This window comes from Paracoccus haeundaensis, assembly GCF_006239215.1.
GTDB classification, from domain to species: domain Bacteria; phylum Pseudomonadota; class Alphaproteobacteria; order Rhodobacterales; family Rhodobacteraceae; genus Paracoccus; species Paracoccus marcusii.
Genome location: NZ_VDDC01000020.1, coordinates 91,210 through 111,215 on the forward strand (window position 1 = coordinate 91,210; position 20,006 = coordinate 111,215).

22 protein-coding genes are annotated in these 20,006 nt (G+C 69.3%); 10 read left to right on the top strand and 12 right to left on the bottom strand.

The annotated features are described in order from the left end of the window. Nucleotides 1-13: 13 nt before the first annotated feature. The 4 genes from hisH to FHD67_RS12270 are packed head-to-tail and all read right to left on the bottom strand — an operon-like array spanning nt 14 to nt 3,275. A complete protein-coding gene (gene hisH / locus FHD67_RS12255; protein WP_046001063.1) occupies nt 14-643 on the bottom strand; it encodes an imidazole glycerol phosphate synthase subunit HisH in 630 nt (209 codons plus the stop codon). Then, nucleotides 643-1,230 carry an imidazoleglycerol-phosphate dehydratase HisB gene (gene hisB / locus FHD67_RS12260; protein WP_046001062.1) on the bottom strand — a complete coding sequence of 196 codons (588 nt, stop codon included), beginning with the start codon at nt 1,228-1,230 and terminating at the stop codon, nt 643-645. The genes hisH and hisB overlap by 1 nt, the downstream gene beginning before the upstream one ends. A 45-nt stretch (nt 1,231-1,275) precedes the next feature. After that, nucleotides 1,276-2,622 carry a TrkH family potassium uptake protein gene (locus FHD67_RS12265; RefSeq protein ID WP_232303356.1) on the bottom strand — a complete coding sequence of 449 codons (1,347 nt, stop codon included), beginning with the start codon at nt 2,620-2,622 and terminating at the stop codon, nt 1,276-1,278. Next, nucleotides 2,619-3,275: a potassium channel family protein gene (locus tag FHD67_RS12270; protein ID WP_045982927.1), complete on the bottom strand. Its 657-nt coding sequence runs from the start codon at nt 3,273-3,275 to the stop codon at nt 2,619-2,621. Before FHD67_RS12270 ends, FHD67_RS12265 begins: the two co-directional genes overlap by 4 nt. A gap of 205 nt (nt 3,276-3,480) precedes the next feature. On the opposite strand from FHD67_RS12270, the gene FHD67_RS12275 reads away from it, so the two are divergent. From FHD67_RS12275 to FHD67_RS12290, 4 genes are all read left to right on the top strand, one after another. Then, nucleotides 3,481-5,250 carry a BCCT family transporter gene (locus FHD67_RS12275; protein ID WP_139598837.1) on the top strand — a complete coding sequence of 590 codons (1,770 nt, stop codon included), beginning with the start codon at nt 3,481-3,483 and terminating at the stop codon, nt 5,248-5,250. 104 nt (nt 5,251-5,354) lie between these two features. Continuing rightward, nucleotides 5,355-5,825: a hypothetical protein gene (locus FHD67_RS12280; protein ID WP_176695113.1), complete on the top strand. Its 471-nt coding sequence runs from the start codon at nt 5,355-5,357 to the stop codon at nt 5,823-5,825. Between the two features lies 1 nt (nt 5,826). Then, nucleotides 5,827-6,189: a cell division protein ZapA gene (locus tag FHD67_RS12285; protein WP_045982928.1), complete on the top strand. Its 363-nt coding sequence runs from the start codon at nt 5,827-5,829 to the stop codon at nt 6,187-6,189. A 43-nt stretch (nt 6,190-6,232) separates the two neighbouring features. Next, a complete protein-coding gene (locus tag FHD67_RS12290; protein ID WP_139598838.1) occupies nt 6,233-6,532 on the top strand; it encodes a hypothetical protein in 300 nt (99 codons plus the stop codon). On the opposite strand, the gene FHD67_RS12295 is transcribed toward FHD67_RS12290, so the two are convergent. Next, nucleotides 6,529-7,305 carry an alpha/beta fold hydrolase gene (locus FHD67_RS12295; RefSeq protein ID WP_139598839.1) on the bottom strand — a complete coding sequence of 259 codons (777 nt, stop codon included), beginning with the start codon at nt 7,303-7,305 and terminating at the stop codon, nt 6,529-6,531. The two genes, FHD67_RS12290 and FHD67_RS12295, sit on opposite strands and share 4 nt — an antisense overlap. A gap of 54 nt (nt 7,306-7,359) precedes the next feature. Between FHD67_RS12295 and FHD67_RS12300 the strand changes: the two genes are divergently transcribed. Beyond that, the gene (locus tag FHD67_RS12300) at nt 7,360-7,758 is read left to right on the top strand and encodes a hypothetical protein (RefSeq protein ID WP_246071284.1); all 399 of its coding nucleotides are present in this window, start codon (nt 7,360-7,362) and stop codon (nt 7,756-7,758) included. Nucleotides 7,759-7,857: 99 nt separating this feature from the next. Continuing rightward, on the top strand, nt 7,858-9,057 hold the full coding sequence (locus FHD67_RS12305) for an MFS transporter (protein WP_139598840.1): 1,200 nt from the start codon (nt 7,858-7,860) through the stop codon (nt 9,055-9,057). Here FHD67_RS12305 and FHD67_RS12310 read toward each other — a convergent pair. Further along, nucleotides 8,963-9,739, bottom strand: a complete 777-nt coding sequence (locus tag FHD67_RS12310) for a DUF599 domain-containing protein (protein WP_046001060.1) — start codon at nt 9,737-9,739, stop codon at nt 8,963-8,965. The genes FHD67_RS12305 and FHD67_RS12310 overlap by 95 nt on opposite strands. Nucleotides 9,740-9,830: 91 nt before the next feature. On the opposite strand from FHD67_RS12310, the gene FHD67_RS12315 reads away from it, so the two are divergent. The 4 genes from FHD67_RS12315 (at nt 9,831) to FHD67_RS12330 (ending at nt 14,177) form a co-directional block, all read left to right on the top strand. Continuing rightward, the gene (locus FHD67_RS12315; protein ID WP_139598851.1) at nt 9,831-11,288 is read left to right on the top strand and encodes an FAD-linked oxidase C-terminal domain-containing protein; all 1,458 of its coding nucleotides are present in this window, start codon (nt 9,831-9,833) and stop codon (nt 11,286-11,288) included. Further along, a complete protein-coding gene (locus tag FHD67_RS12320) occupies nt 11,278-12,315 on the top strand; it encodes an FAD-binding protein (RefSeq protein ID WP_139598841.1) in 1,038 nt (345 codons plus the stop codon). The genes FHD67_RS12315 and FHD67_RS12320 overlap by 11 nt, the downstream gene beginning before the upstream one ends. Continuing rightward, a complete protein-coding gene (glcF, locus tag FHD67_RS12325) occupies nt 12,315-13,610 on the top strand; it encodes a glycolate oxidase subunit GlcF (RefSeq protein WP_046001058.1) in 1,296 nt (431 codons plus the stop codon). Before FHD67_RS12320 ends, glcF begins: the two co-directional genes overlap by 1 nt. A gap of 114 nt (nt 13,611-13,724) precedes the next feature. Beyond that, nucleotides 13,725-14,177, top strand: a complete 453-nt coding sequence (locus tag FHD67_RS12330) for an Hsp20 family protein (RefSeq protein WP_045982934.1) — start codon at nt 13,725-13,727, stop codon at nt 14,175-14,177. A 96-nt stretch (nt 14,178-14,273) separates the two neighbouring features. Here FHD67_RS12330 and recR read toward each other — a convergent pair whose 3' ends face one another. The 6 genes from recR to FHD67_RS21195 all read right to left on the bottom strand — a co-directional run. Beyond that, nucleotides 14,274-14,873, bottom strand: a complete 600-nt coding sequence (gene recR / locus FHD67_RS12335; RefSeq protein WP_139598842.1) for a recombination mediator RecR — start codon at nt 14,871-14,873, stop codon at nt 14,274-14,276. 5 nt (nt 14,874-14,878) lie between these two features. Beyond that, nucleotides 14,879-15,223 (bottom strand): YbaB/EbfC family nucleoid-associated protein, encoded by a 345-nt coding sequence (locus tag FHD67_RS12340; RefSeq protein WP_045982936.1) that lies wholly within the window; start codon nt 15,221-15,223, stop codon nt 14,879-14,881. A 3-nt stretch (nt 15,224-15,226) separates the two neighbouring features. Continuing rightward, on the bottom strand, nt 15,227-17,011 hold the full coding sequence (locus FHD67_RS12345; RefSeq protein WP_139598843.1) for a DNA polymerase III subunit gamma/tau: 1,785 nt from the start codon (nt 17,009-17,011) through the stop codon (nt 15,227-15,229). A gap of 55 nt (nt 17,012-17,066) precedes the next feature. Next, nucleotides 17,067-17,726, bottom strand: a complete 660-nt coding sequence (locus FHD67_RS12350) for an HAD family hydrolase (protein WP_139598844.1) — start codon at nt 17,724-17,726, stop codon at nt 17,067-17,069. Nucleotides 17,727-17,817: 91 nt separating this feature from the next. Continuing rightward, nucleotides 17,818-19,839, bottom strand: coding sequence for a bifunctional sugar-binding transcriptional regulator/dihydroxyacetone kinase subunit DhaK (locus FHD67_RS12355; protein ID WP_139598845.1), 2,022 nt, complete (start codon nt 19,837-19,839; stop codon nt 17,818-17,820). Continuing rightward, nucleotides 19,836-20,006: DAK2 domain-containing protein (locus tag FHD67_RS21195; protein ID WP_139598846.1), on the bottom strand; the 171-nt coding region annotated here is incomplete at its 5' end. The genes FHD67_RS21195 and FHD67_RS12355, both read right to left, overlap by 4 nt.

Consider the following 20,006-nt stretch of genomic DNA (forward strand, 5'->3'; position numbering starts at 1 on the left):
GTCCAGTGACCCCTCAGGGGTTCCAGCGCAGGAAGTTGGCGATCAGGCGCAGGCCCACGGCCTGGGACTTCTCGGGGTGGAACTGGGTGCCGACGATATTGTCGCGCCCGACCACCGCCGTCACCGCCCCGCCGTAATCGACATGGGCCAACAGATGGGCGGGGTCCGTTACCTGGAACTGCCAGCTGTGGACGAAATAGGCGTGATCGCCGGTCGCGATCCCCTCCAGCACGGGGTGGGGGCGGTCGATGACCAGATCGTTCCAGCCCATATGCGGCACCTTGAGGCCGGGGGCGGCGATGGCGCGGATCTCTCCGCCGATCCAGTCCAGGCCGGGCGTCTCGCGGTATTCATGGCCCGTGGTGGCCAGCATCTGCATGCCGACGCAGATGCCCATGAAGGGCACGCCGCGGGTGATCACCGCGTCCTGGATCGCCTCGGCCATGCCGTCCACCTCGCCAAGGGCGGTGCGGCAGGCGGGAAAGGCCCCGTCGCCGGGCAGCACGATGCGGTCGGCGCGGGCGGCGACTTCGGGGTCGGAGGTCACGACGACCTCGGCGCCCGCGTCGCGGCCCATCAGCTGGAACGCCTTTTCGGCCGAATGCAGGTTGCCGCTGTCGTAATCGACCAGCGCGACCCGCATCACAGCGCCCCCTTGGTCGAGGGCAGCACGCCCGCCATGCGCGGATCGGGCTCGACCGCCTCGCGCAGCGCGCGGGCCACGGCCTTGAAGGCGGCCTCGGCGATATGGTGGCTGTTCAACCCGTGCAGGCGGTCCACATGCAGCGTGATGCCGCCATGCGTGGACAGCGCCTGGAAGAACTCGCGCACCAGTTCGGTGTCGAACGTGCCGATCTTCTCCGACGGAAAATCGACGTTCCAGACCAGATAGGGCCGCGCCGACAGGTCCAGCGCCGCGCGGACCAGCGAATCGTCCATGGCCAGCAGGAAGCTGCCGTAACGGCGGATGCCCTTCTTGTCGCCCAGTGCCGCGACCAGGGCCTGGCCGATGGCAATGCCGGTATCCTCGACCGTGTGGTGGTCGTCGATATGCAGGTCGCCCTCCGCGCGGATGGTCATGTCGATCAGCGAGTGGCGCGACAGCTGGTCCAGCATGTGATCGAAGAAGCCCACGCCGGTCCGGTTGTCATAGACCCCGGTGCCGTCGAGGTTCAGCGTCACCTCGATCGAGGTTTCCGAGGTCTTGCGGGTGATGGTCGCCTGGCGCATGGGATGTCCTTCCTGTCAGGGCGCCTTATAGGGGCGGCGGGCGCATCAGCCAAGGTGCACTTGGCCCGCGGGATATCGCACCCGCGGCACCATCCGCGTGGCCAGGAAGAACCCCAGGGTCAGCGGCCCGACCCGGCCCAGGAACATCACCACCATGATGACCGCGCGCCCGAATTCGGATAGTTCAGGCGTATAGGCCCGCGACAGGCCGACCGTGCCGAAGGCCGACGAAACCTCGAACGCGATGTCGACGAAATCGCCGCCCTCGCTGATCAGCAGCAGAAAGATCGCGGTGACGATGACGGCCGAGGCCATCGCCATCAGCGCCATCGCCTTGAGCACGTCGCCAAGGGGGATGGACCTGCCGAACCCCGTCACCTCGGTCCGGCGGCGCAGGAACGCCCAGGTCGCCAGCAGCATCACGAAGACGGTCGTCACCTTGAGCCCGCCGCCCGTCGACGTGGGGCCGGCACCGATGATCATCAGAATCATGTACATGAACGAGGTGGAATCCTCCAACCCCGCGATGTCGGTCGAATTGAACCCCGCGGTGCGGGTGGTCACGCCCTGGAACCACGCGACGGTCAGGCGGGCGGTGATGCTGTGATACTGTGCCAGCGTGTTGGGGTTGTCCCATTCCAGGATCGCGGTCATGGCGACGCCGCCTACGATTAGGATGGCGGTGCCGACCATCATCATCCGCGTGTGCAGCGACCAGCCGCGCCAGAACGCGCGCTGGTACAGGTCGGCGATGACGACGTAGCCGATGCCGCCCGCGATGAACAGGACCGGGATCACCACGTTGACCACCGGGTCCAGCGCGTATCCCGTCAGCCCCGGAGAGAAGGTCGAGAAGCCCGCGTTGTTGAACGCCGAGACGGAATGGAAGATCGCATGCCACAGCCCCGGGCCCAGCCCGTGATGGGGCATGAAGGACAGGCACAGCAGCATCGCGCCCGCGACCTCGGCCATGACGACGATACGCAGGATGGTCCAGACCAGCCGCGTCAGCTTGCCGTACGAGGTCTGGTTCAGATCCTCGCGCAGATAGGTGCCCTGGGTGATGCCCAGGGGGCGGCCCAGGGCCGACCAGATCAGCACCGCGAAGGTCATCAGGCCCAGCCCGCCCAGCTGGATCAGCACCGCGATGACCAGCTGTCCCCAGAACGCATAGACCAGTTCTGTGTCGACTACGTTCAGCCCCGTCACCGTCACCGCCGAGGTCGAGGTGAACAGCGCATCCGACAGCGTGATCGGCGTGTGCGTCATCGGCGGCAGCATCAGCAGCAGGCCGCCCACCGCGATCAGGGTCAGGTACCCCACCGCCAGCACGGCCGGCGGCGGCGTGCGCGCTAGCCAGCGCCGCAGCGCCGAGGGGCGGGGCCGCTTCACAGCCGGTCGCCGAAACCGGTCAGGTCGACCCGCTTGCCCAGCAGCAGCAGGCGGTCGTTGGCCTGCAGGACCGGGTCCTCTCCGCGGATGTCGCGATATTCGGTGCCGCGCATCATGCCCAGGATCTCGATCCCCGGGCCGGGGTTCAGCTGCGACAGGGTGCGGCCCGACAGGCGGTGCGGGATCATCAGGTTCACCACCGAATAGCCGTTGCCCAGGCTGACATAGTCCTGGACCGCCGGGTTGTTCAGCATCTGCGCGGTGTGGCGGCCCATCTCCAGCCCCGGCATGACGACGCGGTCTGCGCCGATCTTGGACAGGATGCGGTGATGGGTGCGGTTGTCGGCCTTGGCCCAGACCGTGCCCACGCCGACCAGCCGCAGGTTCATCGCGGCGATCACGTTGCTTTCCAGGTTGTTGCCGATCGACACCAGCCCCACGTCATAGCGGTCGACGCCCGCCTCGCGCAGCGCGCCTTCGTCGGTGGCGTCCAGGATCAGCGACGCGGGCAGCTGTTCTGCCAGCGCCGCCACCCGCCGCGGGTCCTTGTCGATGCCCATGACCTGGTTGCCGAACCGCGCCAGTTCGGCGGCCACGACGCTGCCGAAGGCGCCAAGCCCGATCACGACAAAGCTGCGGTTCACTTTTCCCATCGGGTCCTCGCCACGGCGCAAAACGCGAATGCTTGGTCACGGTCGCCGGCAAAGTCAACGGTCGGGCCGGGCGGGCCGGTGGGAACCAAATGTCCGGCAGTGGCCTTTCTGACCGAAATGTGAGAAGGAGTGAGCCTCCGCGGCGGATTTCCGCCAAGGGTCCAAGGACCTGCCACCCGTTCGAGACCAAATCTGAAAGGGACAGATGTCACAAACACCACCGAAAGGTCCGGGAACGCCGGGCACCCCCCGCGACCGGACGCGCGAACAGGACGCCCTGAGCGGCCGTTACCCGCCCCATGCCCCCAAGGCCCCGCCGCCCAAGGCAGAGCCCGCCCCCGCCCCCGATGACGGCATCGAGCCGCTGCCCGAGCCCGAAGGCCCGACAGAGATCATCGAGACTGACTATACCATCGGTCAGGACAACATCGAGCATCAGGGCAAGGTGCCCTTCGACATCCACAACCCGGTCTTCGGCATCTCTGCCGCGGCGGTGGTGCTGTTCACCGTCGCCACCCTGATGTTTCCCGGCCAGCTGGAACCCCTGTTCGGGGGCATCCGCGACGGGCTGACATCGAACCTGGACTGGTTCTTCATGCTGGCCGGCAACGTCTTCGTGCTGTTGTGCCTGGCGCTGATCGTGTCGCCGCTTGGCCGGATCCGTCTTGGCGGACCCGAAGCCACGCCCGATTTCAGCCTGACCGGCTGGTTCGCGATGCTGTTTGCGGCGGGCATGGGCATCGGCCTGATGTTCTATGGGGTCAGCGAACCGCTGGGCCATTTCGAGGCCGCGCTGGGCGGTCCGGTGACCGAGGGGGGCGTGCGCACCGACTGGGCCCCGCTGGGCGGCGCCGTCGACGACCCCGATGCCGCGCGCCGCATCGGCATGGCCGCGACGATCTTCCACTGGGGTCTGCACCCCTGGGCGATCTATGCGGTGGTGGCGCTGGCACTGGGCCTGTTCGCCTATAACAAGGGGCTGCCGCTGACGCTGCGCTCGGTCTTCTATCCGATCTTCGGCGAACGGATCTGGGGCTGGCCGGGCCACGTCATCGACATCCTGGCGGTGCTGGCCACGATCTTCGGCCTTGCGACCTCGCTGGGTCTGGGCGCGGAACAGGCGATGGCCGGGCTGGCCTATCTGTTCGGGTTCCAGAACACCGGCCTGAACAAGATCCTGCTGATCGTCGGCATCACCTTCGTCGCCGGGGCCTCGGTCGTCCTCGGCGTGGAAAAGGGCGTCAAGCGCCTGTCCGAGCTGAACATGATCCTGGCCATCGTGCTGCTGATCTTCGTCATCGCGGTGGGGCCGACCATGGCCATCCTGGGCGGCTTCTTCAGCAACCTGGGCGCCTATGGTGCCGAACTGATCCCGCTGTCGAATCCCTTCGGCCGCACGGACGACAACTTCCGCCACGGCTGGACCGCGTTCTATTGGGCATGGTGGATCAGCTGGTCGCCCTTTGTCGGCATGTTCATCGCCCGCGTCAGCCGCGGCCGCACCGTGCGGCAGTTCCTGATCGCGGTGCTGATCGTCCCTTCGCTGATCTCGATCCTGTGGATGACGGCGCTTGGCGGCACGGCCATCGACCTGACCGTCAGCGGTTTCTCGGGCATCCTGGATGCGCCGCTGGAACTGGAGCTGTTCACCATGCTGGGGCAGCTGCCCTTGGCCTCCATCACCTCGCTGGTGGGGATCGTGCTGGTGATCGTGTTTTTCGTGACCTCGTCGGACAGCGGATCGCTGGTCATCGACACGATCGCGGCGGGCGGCAAGATCAACGCCCCCGTCCCGCAGCGCATCTTCTGGGTCGCCATCGAAGGGGCGGTCGCCATCGCCCTGCTGGTGGGCGGCGGCCTGGTCGCGTTGCAGGCGATGGCGGTGTCGACGGGCTTTCCCTTCGCCATCGTGCTGCTGGGCGCGTGCTATGCCCTGGTCAAGGGCCTGATGGCCGAGCATCGAGAGCTGCGCTGACCCCTGGATAATTGAAAGGAACGGGCGGGTTTTCCCGCCCGTTCTTGTCTTACCGGGCCCGCAATGCGAAAACGTCTTTCAGACGCCACCAAAGGACCCGCGCCATGAGCGACATCACTGCCAGCGAACGCAGGCTGCGCGCCGCGCTTGACCGGATGGACAAGATGCTTGACGTGCCCCCACGTCCGGCCGAAGCGGCGGCACCAGCCCCGTCCGCCGCCGCCGATGACGGCGCCCTGGCCGAGCTGCAGGCCCGTCTGGACGCCGCGACGGAACAGGCCGCGGGCCTGTCCGCCGCCAACGAGGAACTGATCACCGCCAACCGCGACCTTCTGGAGGCGCAGGAGACCGGCGGCATCGGGGCCGATGAACAGATGGCCGCCCTGCAGGCCGAACTGTCCGCCCTGCGCGCCGCCCGCGCCGCCGAGATGGCGCAGATGAGCGAGATCATGGCAGAGCTGGAGCGCCTGCTGGCCGACGAACCGCCGATCCTGGACGGCGCCGTGCCGGACGAGGCCGGGGGCGATGCGGGCGGTCTGCCCGAGGATCTGCCGCCCAACCACGAGGAGCGCTGACATGGCCGAGGTCGAATTCACCATCGGACACAAGGAATACCGCGTCGGCGCCGCCGATGGCGAGGAACGTCTGCTGCAACGCGCCGCCGCCATCCTGGACGGAGAGGCGCGCCAAATCCTGGAACAGGCCGGTCGCGTCCCCGAGCCGCGCCTGCTGCTGTTGGCCGGGCTGATGCTGGCCGACCGTTTCGCCACGCTGGAGGATCGCGCCGAAAAGGCCGAACGCCACATCAATCGGCTGCAGCAGAACCCGCCCCGCGTCGAGGTTCCGGTGATTCCCTCTGACCTGCGCGAGGCGATGGCCGAGCTGGCCGCCCGGGCCGAATCGCTGGCCGACCGGCTGGAGGAGCAGCGGCAGGATTAACCTGCCGTTAACCTTGCCGGGCGATGATCGGGGCATGATGCGCATGACCGCCCCCCTTGCCCTGATGCTGGCCCTGTCGGGCTGCACCACCCCGTCGCCCGGTTTCCTGGTCGCCGCGCGTCAGGACGTGACGGTCGATGGCATGCGCTTTGCCGTCTATCCCCGCGGGACCGAGGCGCAGGTGATCAGGCTGGACCGCCTGCGCCGCGCCGATCGCGGCCGTATGCCCGACCTTATGATGCGCGCGGCCGCCCAGGCCACCGGATGCCGGCCCATCGACAACAGCCTGACCCCGCAGGGCGGCCCCCATTCGGCCGTCGCACTGGTCGATCTGCGCTGCTAGCGGCCGTCGCCCAGAAAGCTGACCAGCGTTTCGGCCACGGCCTCTGGCGCGTCGGCATGCAGCCAGTGCCCGGCATCCTTCAGCGTGACGATGCGCACCTGCGGAAAATGGGCGCGCAGGGCGGCTTCTCCGGCATCGGCGACATAATCGGACCGGGCCCCGCGCAGGGCCATGACCTTGCCGGGAAAGCTGCCTTGCGGCAGGTCGTCGGGCCAGCCCACGATCTGCGGCATTGCCGCGCGCAGCGCGGGCAGGTTCAGCTTCCACGCGGGCGGCGTGGCCTTGAAGTCCAGGTTCTGCAGCAGGAACGCGCGCACGCCCGGTTCGGGCACGTCCGCGGCCATCGCCGCATCGGCTTGGCTGCGACGGGTGATCGAGGACAGATCCAGCGCCTCCATCGCGTCGATATAGCGGGTCTGGTCATGGTCATAGGCGATGGGCGCGATGTCCATGATCACCAGCCGCCGCACCAGGTCGGGCTGCGTCAGCGCCAGCACCATCGCCGCCTTGCCGCCCATCGAATGGCCGACCAGATCGACCCGCCCGCCCAGATCGCCGATCAGTCGGGCCAGATCGCCCGCCAGCGCGGCATAGTCGGCATCCATGTCCTGGGGGCTGTCGCCATGGTTGCGCAGGTCGACGGTGACCACGCGGCGCGTCTGCGCCAGCCTGCGGGCCTGCGCGCCCAGGTTGCGGCCCTGGCCGTACAGTCCGTGCACCAGCAGGACGGGAAGGGCGCCCTCGGGGCCCGCGGCGGTGTGATTCAGCTTCATTCGGGCAGCTTACGGCGTCTGGCGCGCGGCTGCCATCCCGTCTATCCTGACCCGATGATGCGCAAGGGTCACAGCTTCGAAGACATTCCCGTCATGGCCGACGAGATCGCGGTCCTGATCGCGTCCCGGTTCGGCGGCGCACGGCGCGGCGAACGGCCGCCGCTTTCGGTGATGCTGAACCGCCGCGGGGGGGCGCTGCCGGCGCGCCTGCGCCGTCGTGCGGCCCGCCTGGCCGAGGCCGACCGCCTGTCGTCCCAGCCCAAGGTTGCGCGGCAGCTGCCCGCCGAGCGTCTGGCGCGCGATCACGCGGCGCTGGCCGCGCATCTGCGCCCCTTGGGCGAGATCACCCGCTGGCAGGGCAGGGCGGTCAGCTTTGGCGCCTCGGTCGCGTTCGGGGTGATGGTGGTGGCCGCGCTGGCGATCTGGGTCGCGGTCCAGCGCGGGTTGCTGTGATGCCTTGCACATGATGCAAGGCTGACCTGTCCCCGCAGGGCTTGCCAAAACCGGCCCAAGCTGGTGTGAGGGCTAACACCCCCGTCCCAGGAACTTCGCATGACCTCTAACCCTGATTTTCGCGCCGCGATCCTGGCGCTGGCGCTTGGCGCGTTCGCCATCGGCACGTCCGAATTCGCGGCCATGGGCCTGCTGCCCTATTTCGCCGCCGACCTGGCCCTGACCGAGCCGCAGGCCGGGCACGTCATCAGCGCCTATGCCCTTGGCGTCGTGGTCGGCGCGCCGGTCACCGCGATGCTGGGCGCGCGGCTGCCGCGCAGGCGCTATCTGGCGGCGCTGATGGCCTTTTACGGCGTCGTGAACCTGCTGGCGGCCTTCATGCCGGGGCTGGCGACGCTGGTCGGGGTGCGGTTCCTGGCCGGCCTGCCGCATGGCGGCTTTCTGGGCGTCGCGATGCTTTACGCGGCGGACGCGCTGCCCGTGGGACAGCGGGCCCGGGGCGCGGCACGGGTGCTGCTGGGGCTGACCATCGCCAACATCGTCGGCGTGCCGCTGGCGGGCTGGATGGGGCAAAGCATCGGCTGGCGGTGGGGCTTTGCGCTGCCCGGCGTGATCGCGCTGCTGTCGGCCTGGCTGATCCTGCGCGTGGCGCCCCGCGTCGGCGGCAATCCCGACGCCCGCCCGTGGGACGAACTGGCGGCGCTGCGCAACCCGCGCGTCCTGTGGGTGCTGGCCGTGGGGGCCATCGGGTTTGGCGGGCTGTTCGCGGTCTATGCCTTCCTGACGGCGGCGATCCTGGCCACCACCGACGCGCCGGGATACGTGATCCCGCTGACGCTGGCGGCCTTTGGCGTGGGCGGTACCCTGGGCACCTGGGGCGCCGGCCGCCTGACCGAGATCCTGGGCATCGACCGTGCGGCATTCGCCAGCCTGGCCGCGATGGCCGCGACCCAGGGGTTCGCAGCCTTGGTCGTGGGCAGCTGGCCGCTGATGGTGCTGTCGTCCTTCCTGATCGCCGCCGGTGCGGGGTTGGTCATTCCGCTGCAGACGCGGCTGATGGATGTGGCGGGGTCGGCCCAGAACATGGCGGCGGCGATGAATCACGCGGCCTTCAACGCGGCCAACGCGCTTGGACCCTTCCTGGCCGGGCTGGCGCTGGCGGCCGGATGGGGGTGGCGAGCGCCGGGGCTGGTGGGCGTGGCGCTTACGGCCGCGGGGGCGGTGGTGCTGACGATCGCTGTCCGACAGGACCGGAAAGCCCGGCGGACAGCATCGGGGGCGGCAGCGACCGCAGGATGACCTGGCGCGAGGTGGACGCGAATTCGCGCCGCCACGTGACCCACAGCACGATCGCCGTGCCCAGCATCAGCGTCCAAGCGCCGGTCAGCCAGCCAAGCGCGCCAAGCGCGAAATAGACGCTGCGCAGCCCGGCGTTGAAGCTGCGGGCGGCGGTGATGTTTAGATCGGCCGCCTGCATGGCGCGGTCCATCGTCTCGGGGTGGTCGGCGCGGTTCGGGACCGCCGCCATCATCACCGCGCAATAGCCGAACAGCCGGTGCGCCCAGACGAACTTCAGAAACGCGTTCACCACGAAGAACATCGGCACCAGCAGGCGCAGTTCCCACCCCGTGCCGGCGGTGGGCGTCAGCTCCAGCCCGCTGGCGACGCTGCGCAGCCGCTCGCCGTTGCCGATCAGCGCCAGCAGACCGCCCGTGGCGATCATGCAGGCGCTGGCAAAGAACGCCGTCCCCTCGCGCAGGCTGGCCAGGATGTTGCCGTCGAAGATGCGCGGGTCGCGCTCAACGAAATGGCGCATCCATTCCCGGCGATAGCGCGTCATCAGCACCGAGACCGACGGCCGCCCCGCCGGCGGGCGTTCGGTGAACCAGCCGATCCCCAGCCAGGCGACGAACAGGAACGCCAGCGCGGCCATGTCGCGCAGGGCCATCGGAGCGGCGGAAATCTGGTCCAGCAGGTTCATGACGCGACATTAGGGCCGGACATCGCGCCTTGAAACCCCCCGTGACGCGGCATACCGTCGGGACGACAGGCAGGGAGGAGAACCGGCCATGATGCAGATGCCCCCACCCGACGCGTCCATCCTGGCGCGCAGGCAGGCGATCACCCAGGCGTTGCGGCAGGCGCTGCCCGACGCGGTCATCGACGACCCTGCGGAAACGCGGGCCTATGAATGCGATGCGCTGTCGGCCTATCGCTGCGCGCCTCTGGCCGTGGTCCTGCCCCGCAGCACCGAGGAAGTGTCGCGCCTGCTGCGCCTGTGCCACGACCTGCGCGTGCCGGTCGTGCCGCGCGGCGCGGGGACAAGCCTTGCGGGCGGGTCCATGCCCACCGCAGACGCGGTCGTCATCGGCCTGTCGCGCATGACCGACGTGCTGGAGATCGCCCCCGGCGACCGGCTGATCCGGGTCCAGGCGGGACGCACGAACCTGTCGGTGTCGGGTGCGGTGGACGGTCTGGGATTCTTCTATGCGCCCGACCCGTCCAGCCAATTGGCCTGCGCCATCGGCGGCAATATCGCGATGAATTCGGGCGGCGCGCATTGCCTGAAATACGGGGTCACCACCAACAACCTCCTGGGCGTCACGGTCGTGCTGATGGACGGCTCGGTCGTGCATCTGGGCGGTCCGATGGGCGAGGGGCCGGGGCTTGATCTTCTGGGTGTCGTCTGCGGGTCCGAGGGCCAGTTGGGCATCGTGACCGAGGCGACCCTGCGCATCCTGCCCAAACCCGCAGGCGCGCGGCCCGCGCTGATCGGCTTTGCCGCAGCCGAGACCGCGGGCGCCTGCGTCGCCGCGATCATCCGGGCGGGTATCATCCCGGTCGCGATCGAGTTCATGGACGCCCCCTGCATCAAGGCGACCGAGGAATTTTCGGGCGCGGGCTATCCCGACTGCGAGGCGCTGCTGATTGTCGAGGTCGAGGGCACGGGCCCCGAGATCGACGAACAGCTGACCCTGATCCGCGACATCGCCATGACCTTCGACCCGGTCGAGTTCCGCGAGAGCCGGTCCGACGACGAATCCGCCCGCATCTGGAAGGGCCGGAAATCGGCCTTTGGCGCGATGGGCAGCATGGGCGACTATATCTGCTTGGACGGCACGATCCCGGTGACGGCCCTGCCCACGGTCCTGGCGGGCATCGGCGATCTGTCGCGGCAATACGGGCTTGCCGTGTCGAACGTGTTTCACGCGGGCGACGGCAACATGCATCCCCTGATCATCTATGACGCCAACAAGCCGGGCGACCTGGACCTGGCCGAGGCGCTTGGCGCCGACATCCTGCGGCTGTGCATCAAGGTCGGAGGCTGCCTGACCGGCGAACATGGCGTGGGCATCGAAAAGAGAGACCTGATGAGCGAACAGTTCGCCCCCAACGACCTCGAGGCGCAGATGCTGGTCAAGGATGCGTTCGATCCGCACTGGCTGTTGAACGCGGCCAAGGTCTTTCCCCTGGACGTCAGCGCCCCGCGCCGCGACCGCCGCCTGAATCGGCCCGCCGATGCGGCCTGAGACCGAGGGCCAGCTGGCCCAGATGATCCGCGACGCCCGCGGCCCGATCGCCGTGACCGGTGGCGCCACGCGCCTGTGGCCCGGAGAGGGGCAGGGGGACCGGATCGACACGACCGCGCTGACCGGCGTGACGCTGTACGAACCCGAGGCGCTGACTCTGGTTGTTCGTGCGGGCACCCCGCTGGAGGAGGTGCGCCAGACCTTGGCCGCCGAAGGCCAGATGCTGGGGTTTGAACCCCCGGTCACGACCGGCTCGACCATCGGCGGCGTGGCCGCGACCAATGCCAGCGGCCCGCGCCGGGTTCAGGCCGGGGCCGCGCGCGACGCGATGATCGGCGTCCGCTTCGTGGACGGGCAGGGCCAGATCGTCAGCAATGGCGGGCGGGTGATGAAGAATGTCACCGGCTATGACCTGGTCAAGCTGATGGCCGGCAGCCGCGGTACCTTGGGCGCGTTGACCGAGATCAGCTTTCGTACGGCCCCCATCCCGCCCGTGACCGCGACCCTGGCTTTGCCGGACCTGGACGCCGCGGCCGCCATCCCGGCCCTGTCCAGCGCGCTTGGCGGCCCCTTCGACGTGTCCGGTGCGGCGTGGCTGCCCGGCCACGGCGCGCTGATCCGGGTCGAGGGGCTGGCGGCATCGGTCAAGGCACGCGCGGCGAACCTGACCGCGCGCCTGTCCGCCTTCGGTACCGTGCGGGAGGGCGACCCGGAGGCCTGGGATCTGCTGTGCCGGACCAGCCACCACCCCGACCTGGACACCTGGCGCATCACCTGTCGGCCAAGCGAGGCGCCGGCCCTGCTGGCGCGCCTGCCGGAACCCCGGTCGCTGGACTGGGGCGGGGCATTGATCTATGTCCGCCTGCCGCGCGGGCAGATGCCCGACCTGCCGACCTTTTCGGGCCATGCCCGCCGCATCAGCGGCGCGCCGGGCATCCTGCCCGCCCCCGACCCCCTGACCGACCGGCTGGAGCGTGACCTGCGGGCACGGTTCGACCCGCGCGGCCTGTTTGGAAATCTTGCCTGATGCAGACCCATTTCTCGCCCGAACAGCTGTCCGACCCGCTGACCGCGCGGTCGAACAAGATCCTGCGGACCTGCGTGCATTGCGGCTTTTGCACGGCGACCTGCCCGACCTATCAGGTCTTGGGGGACGAGTTGGACAGCCCCCGCGGCCGTATCTACCTGATCAAGGAGATGCTGGAATCCGGCCGGCCGGCGGACGAAAAGACGGTCAAGCACATCGACCGCTGTCTGGGCTGTCTGTCCTGCATGACGACCTGTCCGTCGGGCGTGCATTACGGTCACCTGCTGGAACATGCACGAGAGCATATCGAGGAGACCTATCGCCGTCCCGTCGCCGACCGCTTCCTGCGGTGGGTGCTGAAATTCGTGCTGCCGCATCCGGGCCGGTTCCGGCTGGCGCTGATGGGCGCGCGGATCGCGCGGCCTTTCAAGGGGCTGATGCCGGATCGCCGCCTGCGCGCGATGCTGGACATGGCGCCCAGGTCGATCCCCCCGGTCAGCCGAAACGACGACGGCCAGACCTTCCCGGCGCAGGGCACCCGACGCGCGCGGGTCGCGCTGATGGTCGGCTGCGCGCAGCGGGCGCTGAACACCGACATCAACGATGCCACCATCCGCCTGCTGCAGCGGGCGGGGGTAGAGGTCGTGATCCCGCAGGATTTCGGCTGCTGCGGCGCGCTGACCCTGCATATGGGGCAGGAGGCTGACGGCAAGGCCCGCGCCCGCGACAGCATCCGCCGCCTGCTTGCGGCCGAAGAGGGGGGTGCGCTGGACGCGGTGATCATCAACACCTCGGGCTGCGGAACGACGATCAAGGATTACGGGCACCTGTTCAAGGGCGACCCAATGGAGGCCGACGCGCGCCGTGTCGCGGGCCTGGCCCGTGACGTGACCGAGTTCCTGGTCGGGCTGGGCCTGCCCGCGCGGGCAGGCGATCAGGGGCAGGGAATGCGCGTCGCCTATCATTCGGCCTGTTCGCTGCAGCACGGCCAGCAGATCCGGTCGGCGCCCAAGGACCTGCTGTCGGGCATGGGCTTCACCGTGCTGGAGCCCGCGAACCCGCATCTGTGCTGCGGGTCGGCGGGGACATATAACCTGCTGCAACCGGAACTGTCGTCGGAGCTGAAGGCGCGCAAGGTCGAGACGCTGGAGGCGGTCGCACCCGAGGTGATCGCGGCGGGTAATATCGGCTGCATGATGCAGATCGGCGGCGGGACGCAGGTACCGGTGGTGCACACGGTCGAGCTGCTGGACTGGGCCACGGGCGGGCCGAAACCTGCCGCATTGGGGTCTTGAAACGCGGTTCGGGAGATCTAGATTCAGGAAACCGGCGGCCATGACGGCGTCGGTTTCCCTGCCCGCCCAGTTTCGGGGGGCAACTCTGACATCGCTTTGAACAGGATGTGACACATGCGTAATTTCGACCTGACCCCGCTGTACCGGGCTTCCGTCGGCTTCGACCGTCTGGCCGACGTCATGGACCGCGCCATGACCGCCGACGTGGCCAGCACCACCTATCCCCCCTACAACATCGAGAAGACCGGCGAGGACGCCTATCGCATCTCGATCGCGGTGGCCGGCTTTGCCGCCGACGACCTGAACGTCGAGGTCCGCGACGGCGCCGTGATCGTGTCGGCCCGCAAGGCGGACGAGGACGAGGGCCGGACCTTCCTGCATCGCGGCATCGCCACGCGTGCGTTCGAGCGCAAGTTCACGCTGGCCGACCATGTCCGCGTCGATGGCGCCAGCCATGTCGACGGGATGCTGCATATCGATCTGGTCCGCGAGATCCCCGAGGCGCTGAAGCCCCGCCGGATCGAGATCGCCAAGACCCCGGCGCGTGTCGGCAAGCTGGACGCCTGAACGCGTCCCGCGAGGGCCGGGGGGCCAGCCCCCCGGACCCCCCGTCCGCCCAAGATCCGATGGAAAGGCCGCGTCCCCCGACGCGGCCTTTTGTCGTTACAGCCTGCGACGCGCGCGCAAGGCAGCGGTGATGGTGCCGTCGTCGAGGTAATCCAGCTCTCCGCCGATGGGCACGCCCTGGGCCAGGCCCGTCACCGTCACCGGTGACCCCTCCAGCGCATCGGCGATGTAATGCGCGGTTGTCTGGCCGTCGACGGTGGCGTTCAGCGCCAGGATCACCTCGGTGATGCTTTCGTCGTCAATGCGCGCCAGAAGGGTGGGGATCCCCAGGTCCTCCGGTCCCACATCGTCCAGCGCCGACAGCGTGCCGCCCAGCACGTGATAGCGGCCGCGAAAGGCCCGGCCGCGTTCCAGCGCCCACAGGTCGGCCACGTCCTGAACCACGCATATCTCTCCGGTCGCGCGGGCCGGATCGGTGCAGATCGCGCATTCGTCACGGTCGGTGATGTTGCCGCAGACCACGCATTCGCGCGAGTTCTGCGCCACCCGGTCCAGCAGTTGCGACAGCTGCACCATCTGCTGGCTGCGCCGGCGCACCAGCTGCAGCACGATGCGGCGGGCGGATCGCGGGCCCAGCCCGGGCAGCCGCGCCATCAGCGCGATCAGCGCCTGGATGTCGTCGCCGCCCTGCTCCATGCCGCTCAGAAGGGCAGCTTCATGCCGGGGGGCAGGCCCAGGCCTTCGGTCATGCGCGACATCTCGGCCTGCATCTTCTCCTCGGCGGCGCGTTGGGCGTCCTTGATGGCGGCCAGGATCAGGTCCTCGACCACCTCCTTTTCCGACGGCACGAAGATCGACGGGTCGATCTCCAGCGCGGTCAGTTCGCCCTTGGCGGTGCAGGTCGCGCGCACCAGGCCCGCGCCGGATTCGCCGGTCACGGTGATGCGGGCCATGTCCTCCTGCATCTGGCCCATCTTGTCCTGCATGTCCTTGGCGGCCTTCATCATCTTGGCCATGTCGCCAAAGCCGCCCAATCCCTTGATCATCGTTCAGTCCTCATCCTCGAAGGGGTCCCATTCCTCAACCTCGGCCACCGGGCCTTCGGTTCCGTCATGGGGATTGGCCGCACCCTCGGGCAGGTCGGCGACCTGGGCCTCCGGGGCGACGCGGGTGATGCCGGTCAGGGTCGCGCCGGGAAAGGCGGCCAGCACCTGCTGCACGATGGGCAGGGCCAGCGCACGGTCGCGGTCGGCACGGGCCTGCGCCTCGCGGGTTTCGGCGATGGTGGGGGCACCGTCCTCGTTCGTGATGGTGACGGCCCACCGCTGTCCGGCGGTCCAGCCGCGCAGGCGCTCGGCCAGCCGCTGCGCCAGATCGGCGGGCGGGTTGTCGCGGGGCTGATACTCGATCCGCCCGGGGCTGTAGCGCACCAGCGACACGTGGCGTTCCACCAAGACCAGCAGCGTCATGTCGCGCATCCGGGTGATCAGCTCGATGACGGACGCGAAATCGGGATAGCTCTCGACCAGTTCGGGCGTCACGGCCAGGGCCTGGGCCGCGGCGCCGTGCGCCTGGACCGCCGGCACCGGGCAAGCGCGGCGCATCGCCTGCGGGGCTTGGGTCGCGGGCGCGCCCGCCACCGAAGGTCCACGCGCGAACTCTCCTGCCGTCTGCGCCTGCTGGACGCGGCGGATCAGCGCCTCGGGGTCGGGCAGGTCGGCGACATGGGTCAGGCGGATGATCGCCATCTCGGCGGCCATCATCGCGTTGGGCGCGGCGGACACCTCCTCCAGCGCCTTCAGCAGCAGCTGCCACATCCGTGACATGACCCGCATCGGCAGCCGGTCGGCCAGGTCCTTGCCCCGTGACCGTTCGTCCGGAGAGATCGTCGGATCCTCCAGCGCGTCCGGCGTGATCTTGACGACGGAAATCCAGTGCACGATCTCGGCCATGTCGCGCAGCACCGCGACCGGATCGGCGCCATCGGCATATTGCGACTGCAACTCGGTCAGCGCCGATGCGGCGTCCCCGCGCATCACCATCTCGAACAGGTCGATCACGCGGCCGCGGTCGGCCAGGCCCAGCATCGCACGCACCTGGTCTGCTGTGGTCTCGCCCGCGCCATGGCTGATCGACTGGTCCAGCAGGCTGGTCGCGTCGCGGGCCGACCCTTCGGCGGCGCGGGTGATCAGCGCCAGCGCGTCGTCGGTGATCGTCGCACCCTCGGCCGCGGCGATCCGGCGCAACAGGGCGATCATCACCTCGGGCTCGATCCGGCGCAGGTCGAAGCGCTGGCAGCGCGACAGGACGGTCACCGGAACCTTGCGGATCTCGGTCGTGGCAAAGATGAACTTCACATGCGGGGGCGGCTCCTCCAGCGTCTTCAACAGCGCGTTGAACGCGCTGGTCGACAGCATGTGGACCTCATCGATGATGTAGATCTTGTAGCGCGCGGACGCGGCCCGGTAATGCACCGATTCGATGATCTCGCGGATATCGCCCACGCCGGTGCGGGACGCGGCATCCATCTCCATCACGTCGACATGGCGGCCTTCGGCGATCGCCACGCAATGCTCGCACACGCCGCAGGGTTCGGTCGTGGGGCCGCCCTGGCCGTCGGGTCCGATGCAGTTCATGCCCTTGGCGATGATGCGCGCGGTGGTCGTCTTTCCGGTGCCGCGGATGCCCGTCATGATGAAGGCCTGCGCGATGCGGTCAGCGGCGAACGCGTTCTTCAGCGTGCGGACCATCGCGTCCTGTCCGACCAGGTCGGCGAACGTTTCGGGCCGGTATTTCCGGGCCAGAACCTGGTAGGCGGGCTTGGTGTCGGTCATCGATCCCTCGGGCACAGCGCCACCTTAGCGGGGCGCCGCGGGGGCCACAACCGGGTCAGGCAGCCAGCAGGCCGATGCCCCGGGCGCCCGCGATCAGGTCGGTCGCCAGAAAGTCGGCATTCTCTCCCGACAGGGGCACCATGTCGGGCACCTGCACGACTGTCATCCCGGCCGCGCGTGCGGCGATGGCGCCGACATCGCTGTCCTCGAAGGCCAGGCAGCGGGCGGGCTCGATCCCAAGCCGGCGGGCCGCCAGCAGATAGACGTCGGGGGCGGGCTTGGGGCTGGGCACGTCGCTGCGCGTCACCACGATGTCAAAGCTGTCGGTCAGCCCCGCCGCCGCCAGCTTTTCCCGCGCCTGATCGCCGGTGCTGGAGGTCGCGATGGCAAAGGGCAGTCCCGCCACCCGCAGCGCGTCCAGCAGCGTGTGGACATGCGGGCGCAGCGGGATTCCGTCGCGGTCGCGCCGTTCGATCATCGCCTCGGCCCACATCCGGTCCAGGTGCGGAAAGTCGAAATCCGCGCCCAGGTGGTCGCGCAGGATCCCGCGCGAGGTCGGCTCGTCGATGCCCACCAGCGATGCCAGCAGCCCGTCGGGGGCCACGCGTCCCATGCGGGCCAGCGCCGCCTCTCCGGTCTCGATGGTCATCTGTTCGGTGGCCAGCAGGGTGCCATCCAGATCAAAGATCACGGCATCGAAACGGCGGGCGGTCATGGGTCATCCTTTCAGGTCTGTCAGGCGCTAACATGGCGATTTGCGCGGCGATCGGCAAGGCATGGCTGGGTTGCAGGCCGCGACGGGCCGCCTAGGGCTGCGTCCAGGCCGGGGAATGGCAGGGGTGGTCGATCAGGGCGGTCAGTTCCTCGTCCAGGTGCAACGCGGTGATCGACACGCCTGCCATGTCCAGCGAGGTGTAGTAATGCCCGATCAGCGTGCGATGCACCTGCACGCCCCGTGCGCGCAGACGTTCACGCAGCCGGCGGTTCAGGATGTACAGCTCCATCTTGGGCGTGCCGCCAAGCGAATTCACCAACAGGGCGACCCGGTCGCCCTCGGCGGGGCGCATCTCGTCCAGGATGCGGTCCACGATCAGGTCGGCGGCGCCGTCCGCGCTGGCCAGGGGCGCACGGGCGATGCCGCGTTCGCCATGCACGCCCACGCCGATCTCCATGTCACCTGCGCCAAGGCGAAAGCTGGGCTTCTGGCTGTCGACCGAGGCGCCCGGTTCCAGCGCGATCCCCATCGTGTAGCAGCGCTGGTTGGCGCGCAGCGCCAGCCCCGCGCAGGTTTCCAGCGGCAGCATCCGGTCGCAGGCGGCCCCCGCGACCTTGAAGACGAAGACATTGCCCGCCACCCCGCGCCGCGCCGCCCGCGTGTCGATGGGGGCCGAGGCGATGTCGTCGGTGGTCACGATGGTGCGCACCGGCACGCCGCGGGCGGCGGCCATCTCGGCCGCCATCTCGAAGTTCATCAGATCGCCCGAGAAGTTGCCGAAGATGTGCAGCACGCCCGCCCCACCATCTGCGGCCAGCGTCGCCGCCAGGATCGGGTCGGGCGGCGGTGCGGCAAAGACGTTGCCGATCGCCACCGCATCCGCCAGCCCGCGCCCGACATAGCCGAAGAACCCCGGCTCGTGCCCCGACCCGCCGCCGATGACCAGGCCGACCTTGCCCGCCCGAGGGGCGCCCGTGGCCCGCAGGGCGCGCGGCGCACCGGTGATGGGGGCCAGCATGTCCTCATGCGCCAGCAGCGCGCCCGCCACCGTCTCGTTCACGGCGTCCTGGGGGCGGTTGATGAACTTCTTGACCCGCAGGCGTTCGGGCAGGGGCTGGGCTACCTGGTCGCGGCGCCGCGCGGGTGTGTCGTCATGCCCTTCGGAGGTCAGGATGGCGCGGGCGGTGTCGGCATCGGTCACCATCACGTTGATGTAGTTCCCGCGCAGCGCGGCCAGGATCGCCTGGACCTTGTCCATGCCCCCTGCAACGCCGATCCGGCAGGGCACGGACCGCAGGCCGCCCAGGTCGATGCCGATGGTCCGCCCCTCCAGCGGACCGTCGACGGGCTGGCCCTGGGCGTCGATCAGTCGCCCCGCGATGCTGCCCACCGCGGCGTGGTAATGGGCGTGCATGGCCACGTCGTCGAAAAAGCCGCTGCTGTGGATGGTGCTTTCCGGCCGCAGCGAGGAAATGCCCAGCACGATCCGGTTGGCCTGCGCCAGCACCGCCATCTGTTCTGCCACCACCGGCTCTCGCAGCAGCAGCGCGCGCATGTCGGGCGACGACACGATCGCCGGGGCCGAGATCGGGATGCACCGCGCGCCCATCGATTCCGCCAGCCGCGTCGCGCAGGCTTCGGGCGTCCAGGGGATCTTGGCGGTGGTCCCGCCCGTCGCCTGCACCACGCGCAGGTCCTGCAGCCCGGTGCGGTCGACGCGGCTGGCCATCGACAGGACGGTCCGTCCCCAGGTCACCGCGATGGTGTCGGCCGACCGCGCCAGACGCGACAGCACCTGCGCCGCGGCCGCGCCAAGCCGGTCGATCAGCGGGCTGTCGCCGCCTTCGGACGGGATCACCAGGCAGTCGGTCAGGCCGAAATGGTCCTGCATCGCCTGCGCCAGGCTCAGCGCGCGGAACCGTTCGGGGTCGATCTCGATCGAGACGATGCCGCGGGTGCGCGCATCCGCCAGATAGGCGTTCACCGAGGCGCGGGACACGCCCATTTGTGTGGCGATGTCGCCCTGGGTCAGGCCCTCCTGATAATACAGCCAGGACGCCCACAGCAGCGGGTCCTCGCCAAAGCGCAGGGGCTGGCGGGGGGTGGTGGTCATGGGCGCGACCCCTCCGCGCGGCGCCGGGCCCAGTGCGCCAGGCTGTCCAGCAGCGCCGCGGCCGATACCGCGCCGGGGTCCAGATGGCCCACGCTGCGCGGTCCAAGGCGGGCGGCGCGGCCGCGGCTGGCCATCATCGCGCGCGTCGCCTGTGCGCCGTCGGCGGC

Coding starts and splice junctions, on each gene's coding strand:
- FHD67_RS12345 (WP_139598843.1), bottom strand. CDS start 17,011: ATGACCGACACCAAGCCCGCCTACCAGGTTCTGGCCCGGAAATACCGG.
- hisH (WP_046001063.1), bottom strand. CDS start 643: ATGCGGGTCGCGCTGGTCGATTACGACAGCGGCAACCTGCATTCGGCC.
- FHD67_RS12315 (WP_139598851.1), top strand. CDS start 9,831: ATGCAGATGCCCCCACCCGACGCGTCCATCCTGGCGCGCAGGCAGGCG.
- FHD67_RS12280 (WP_176695113.1), top strand. CDS start 5,355: ATGAGCGACATCACTGCCAGCGAACGCAGGCTGCGCGCCGCGCTTGAC.
- FHD67_RS12295 (WP_139598839.1), bottom strand. CDS start 7,305: ATGAAGCTGAATCACACCGCCGCGGGCCCCGAGGGCGCCCTTCCCGTC.
- FHD67_RS12290 (WP_139598838.1), top strand. CDS start 6,233: ATGACCGCCCCCCTTGCCCTGATGCTGGCCCTGTCGGGCTGCACCACC.
- FHD67_RS12340 (WP_045982936.1), bottom strand. CDS start 15,223: ATGATCAAGGGATTGGGCGGCTTTGGCGACATGGCCAAGATGATGAAG.
- FHD67_RS12350 (WP_139598844.1), bottom strand. CDS start 17,726: ATGACCGCCCGCCGTTTCGATGCCGTGATCTTTGATCTGGATGGCACC.
- glcF (WP_046001058.1), top strand. CDS start 12,315: ATGCAGACCCATTTCTCGCCCGAACAGCTGTCCGACCCGCTGACCGCG.
- recR (WP_139598842.1), bottom strand. CDS start 14,873: ATGGAGCAGGGCGGCGACGACATCCAGGCGCTGATCGCGCTGATGGCG.
- FHD67_RS12300 (WP_246071284.1), top strand. CDS start 7,360: ATGATGCGCAAGGGTCACAGCTTCGAAGACATTCCCGTCATGGCCGAC.
- FHD67_RS12355 (WP_139598845.1), bottom strand. CDS start 19,839: ATGACCACCACCCCCCGCCAGCCCCTGCGCTTTGGCGAGGACCCGCTG.
- FHD67_RS12285 (WP_045982928.1), top strand. CDS start 5,827: ATGGCCGAGGTCGAATTCACCATCGGACACAAGGAATACCGCGTCGGC.
- FHD67_RS12320 (WP_139598841.1), top strand. CDS start 11,278: ATGCGGCCTGAGACCGAGGGCCAGCTGGCCCAGATGATCCGCGACGCC.
- FHD67_RS12310 (WP_046001060.1), bottom strand. CDS start 9,739: ATGAACCTGCTGGACCAGATTTCCGCCGCTCCGATGGCCCTGCGCGAC.
- FHD67_RS12275 (WP_139598837.1), top strand. CDS start 3,481: ATGTCACAAACACCACCGAAAGGTCCGGGAACGCCGGGCACCCCCCGC.
- hisB (WP_046001062.1), bottom strand. CDS start 1,230: ATGCGCCAGGCGACCATCACCCGCAAGACCTCGGAAACCTCGATCGAG.
- FHD67_RS12305 (WP_139598840.1), top strand. CDS start 7,858: ATGACCTCTAACCCTGATTTTCGCGCCGCGATCCTGGCGCTGGCGCTT.
- FHD67_RS12330 (WP_045982934.1), top strand. CDS start 13,725: ATGCGTAATTTCGACCTGACCCCGCTGTACCGGGCTTCCGTCGGCTTC.
- FHD67_RS12270 (WP_045982927.1), bottom strand. CDS start 3,275: ATGGGAAAAGTGAACCGCAGCTTTGTCGTGATCGGGCTTGGCGCCTTC.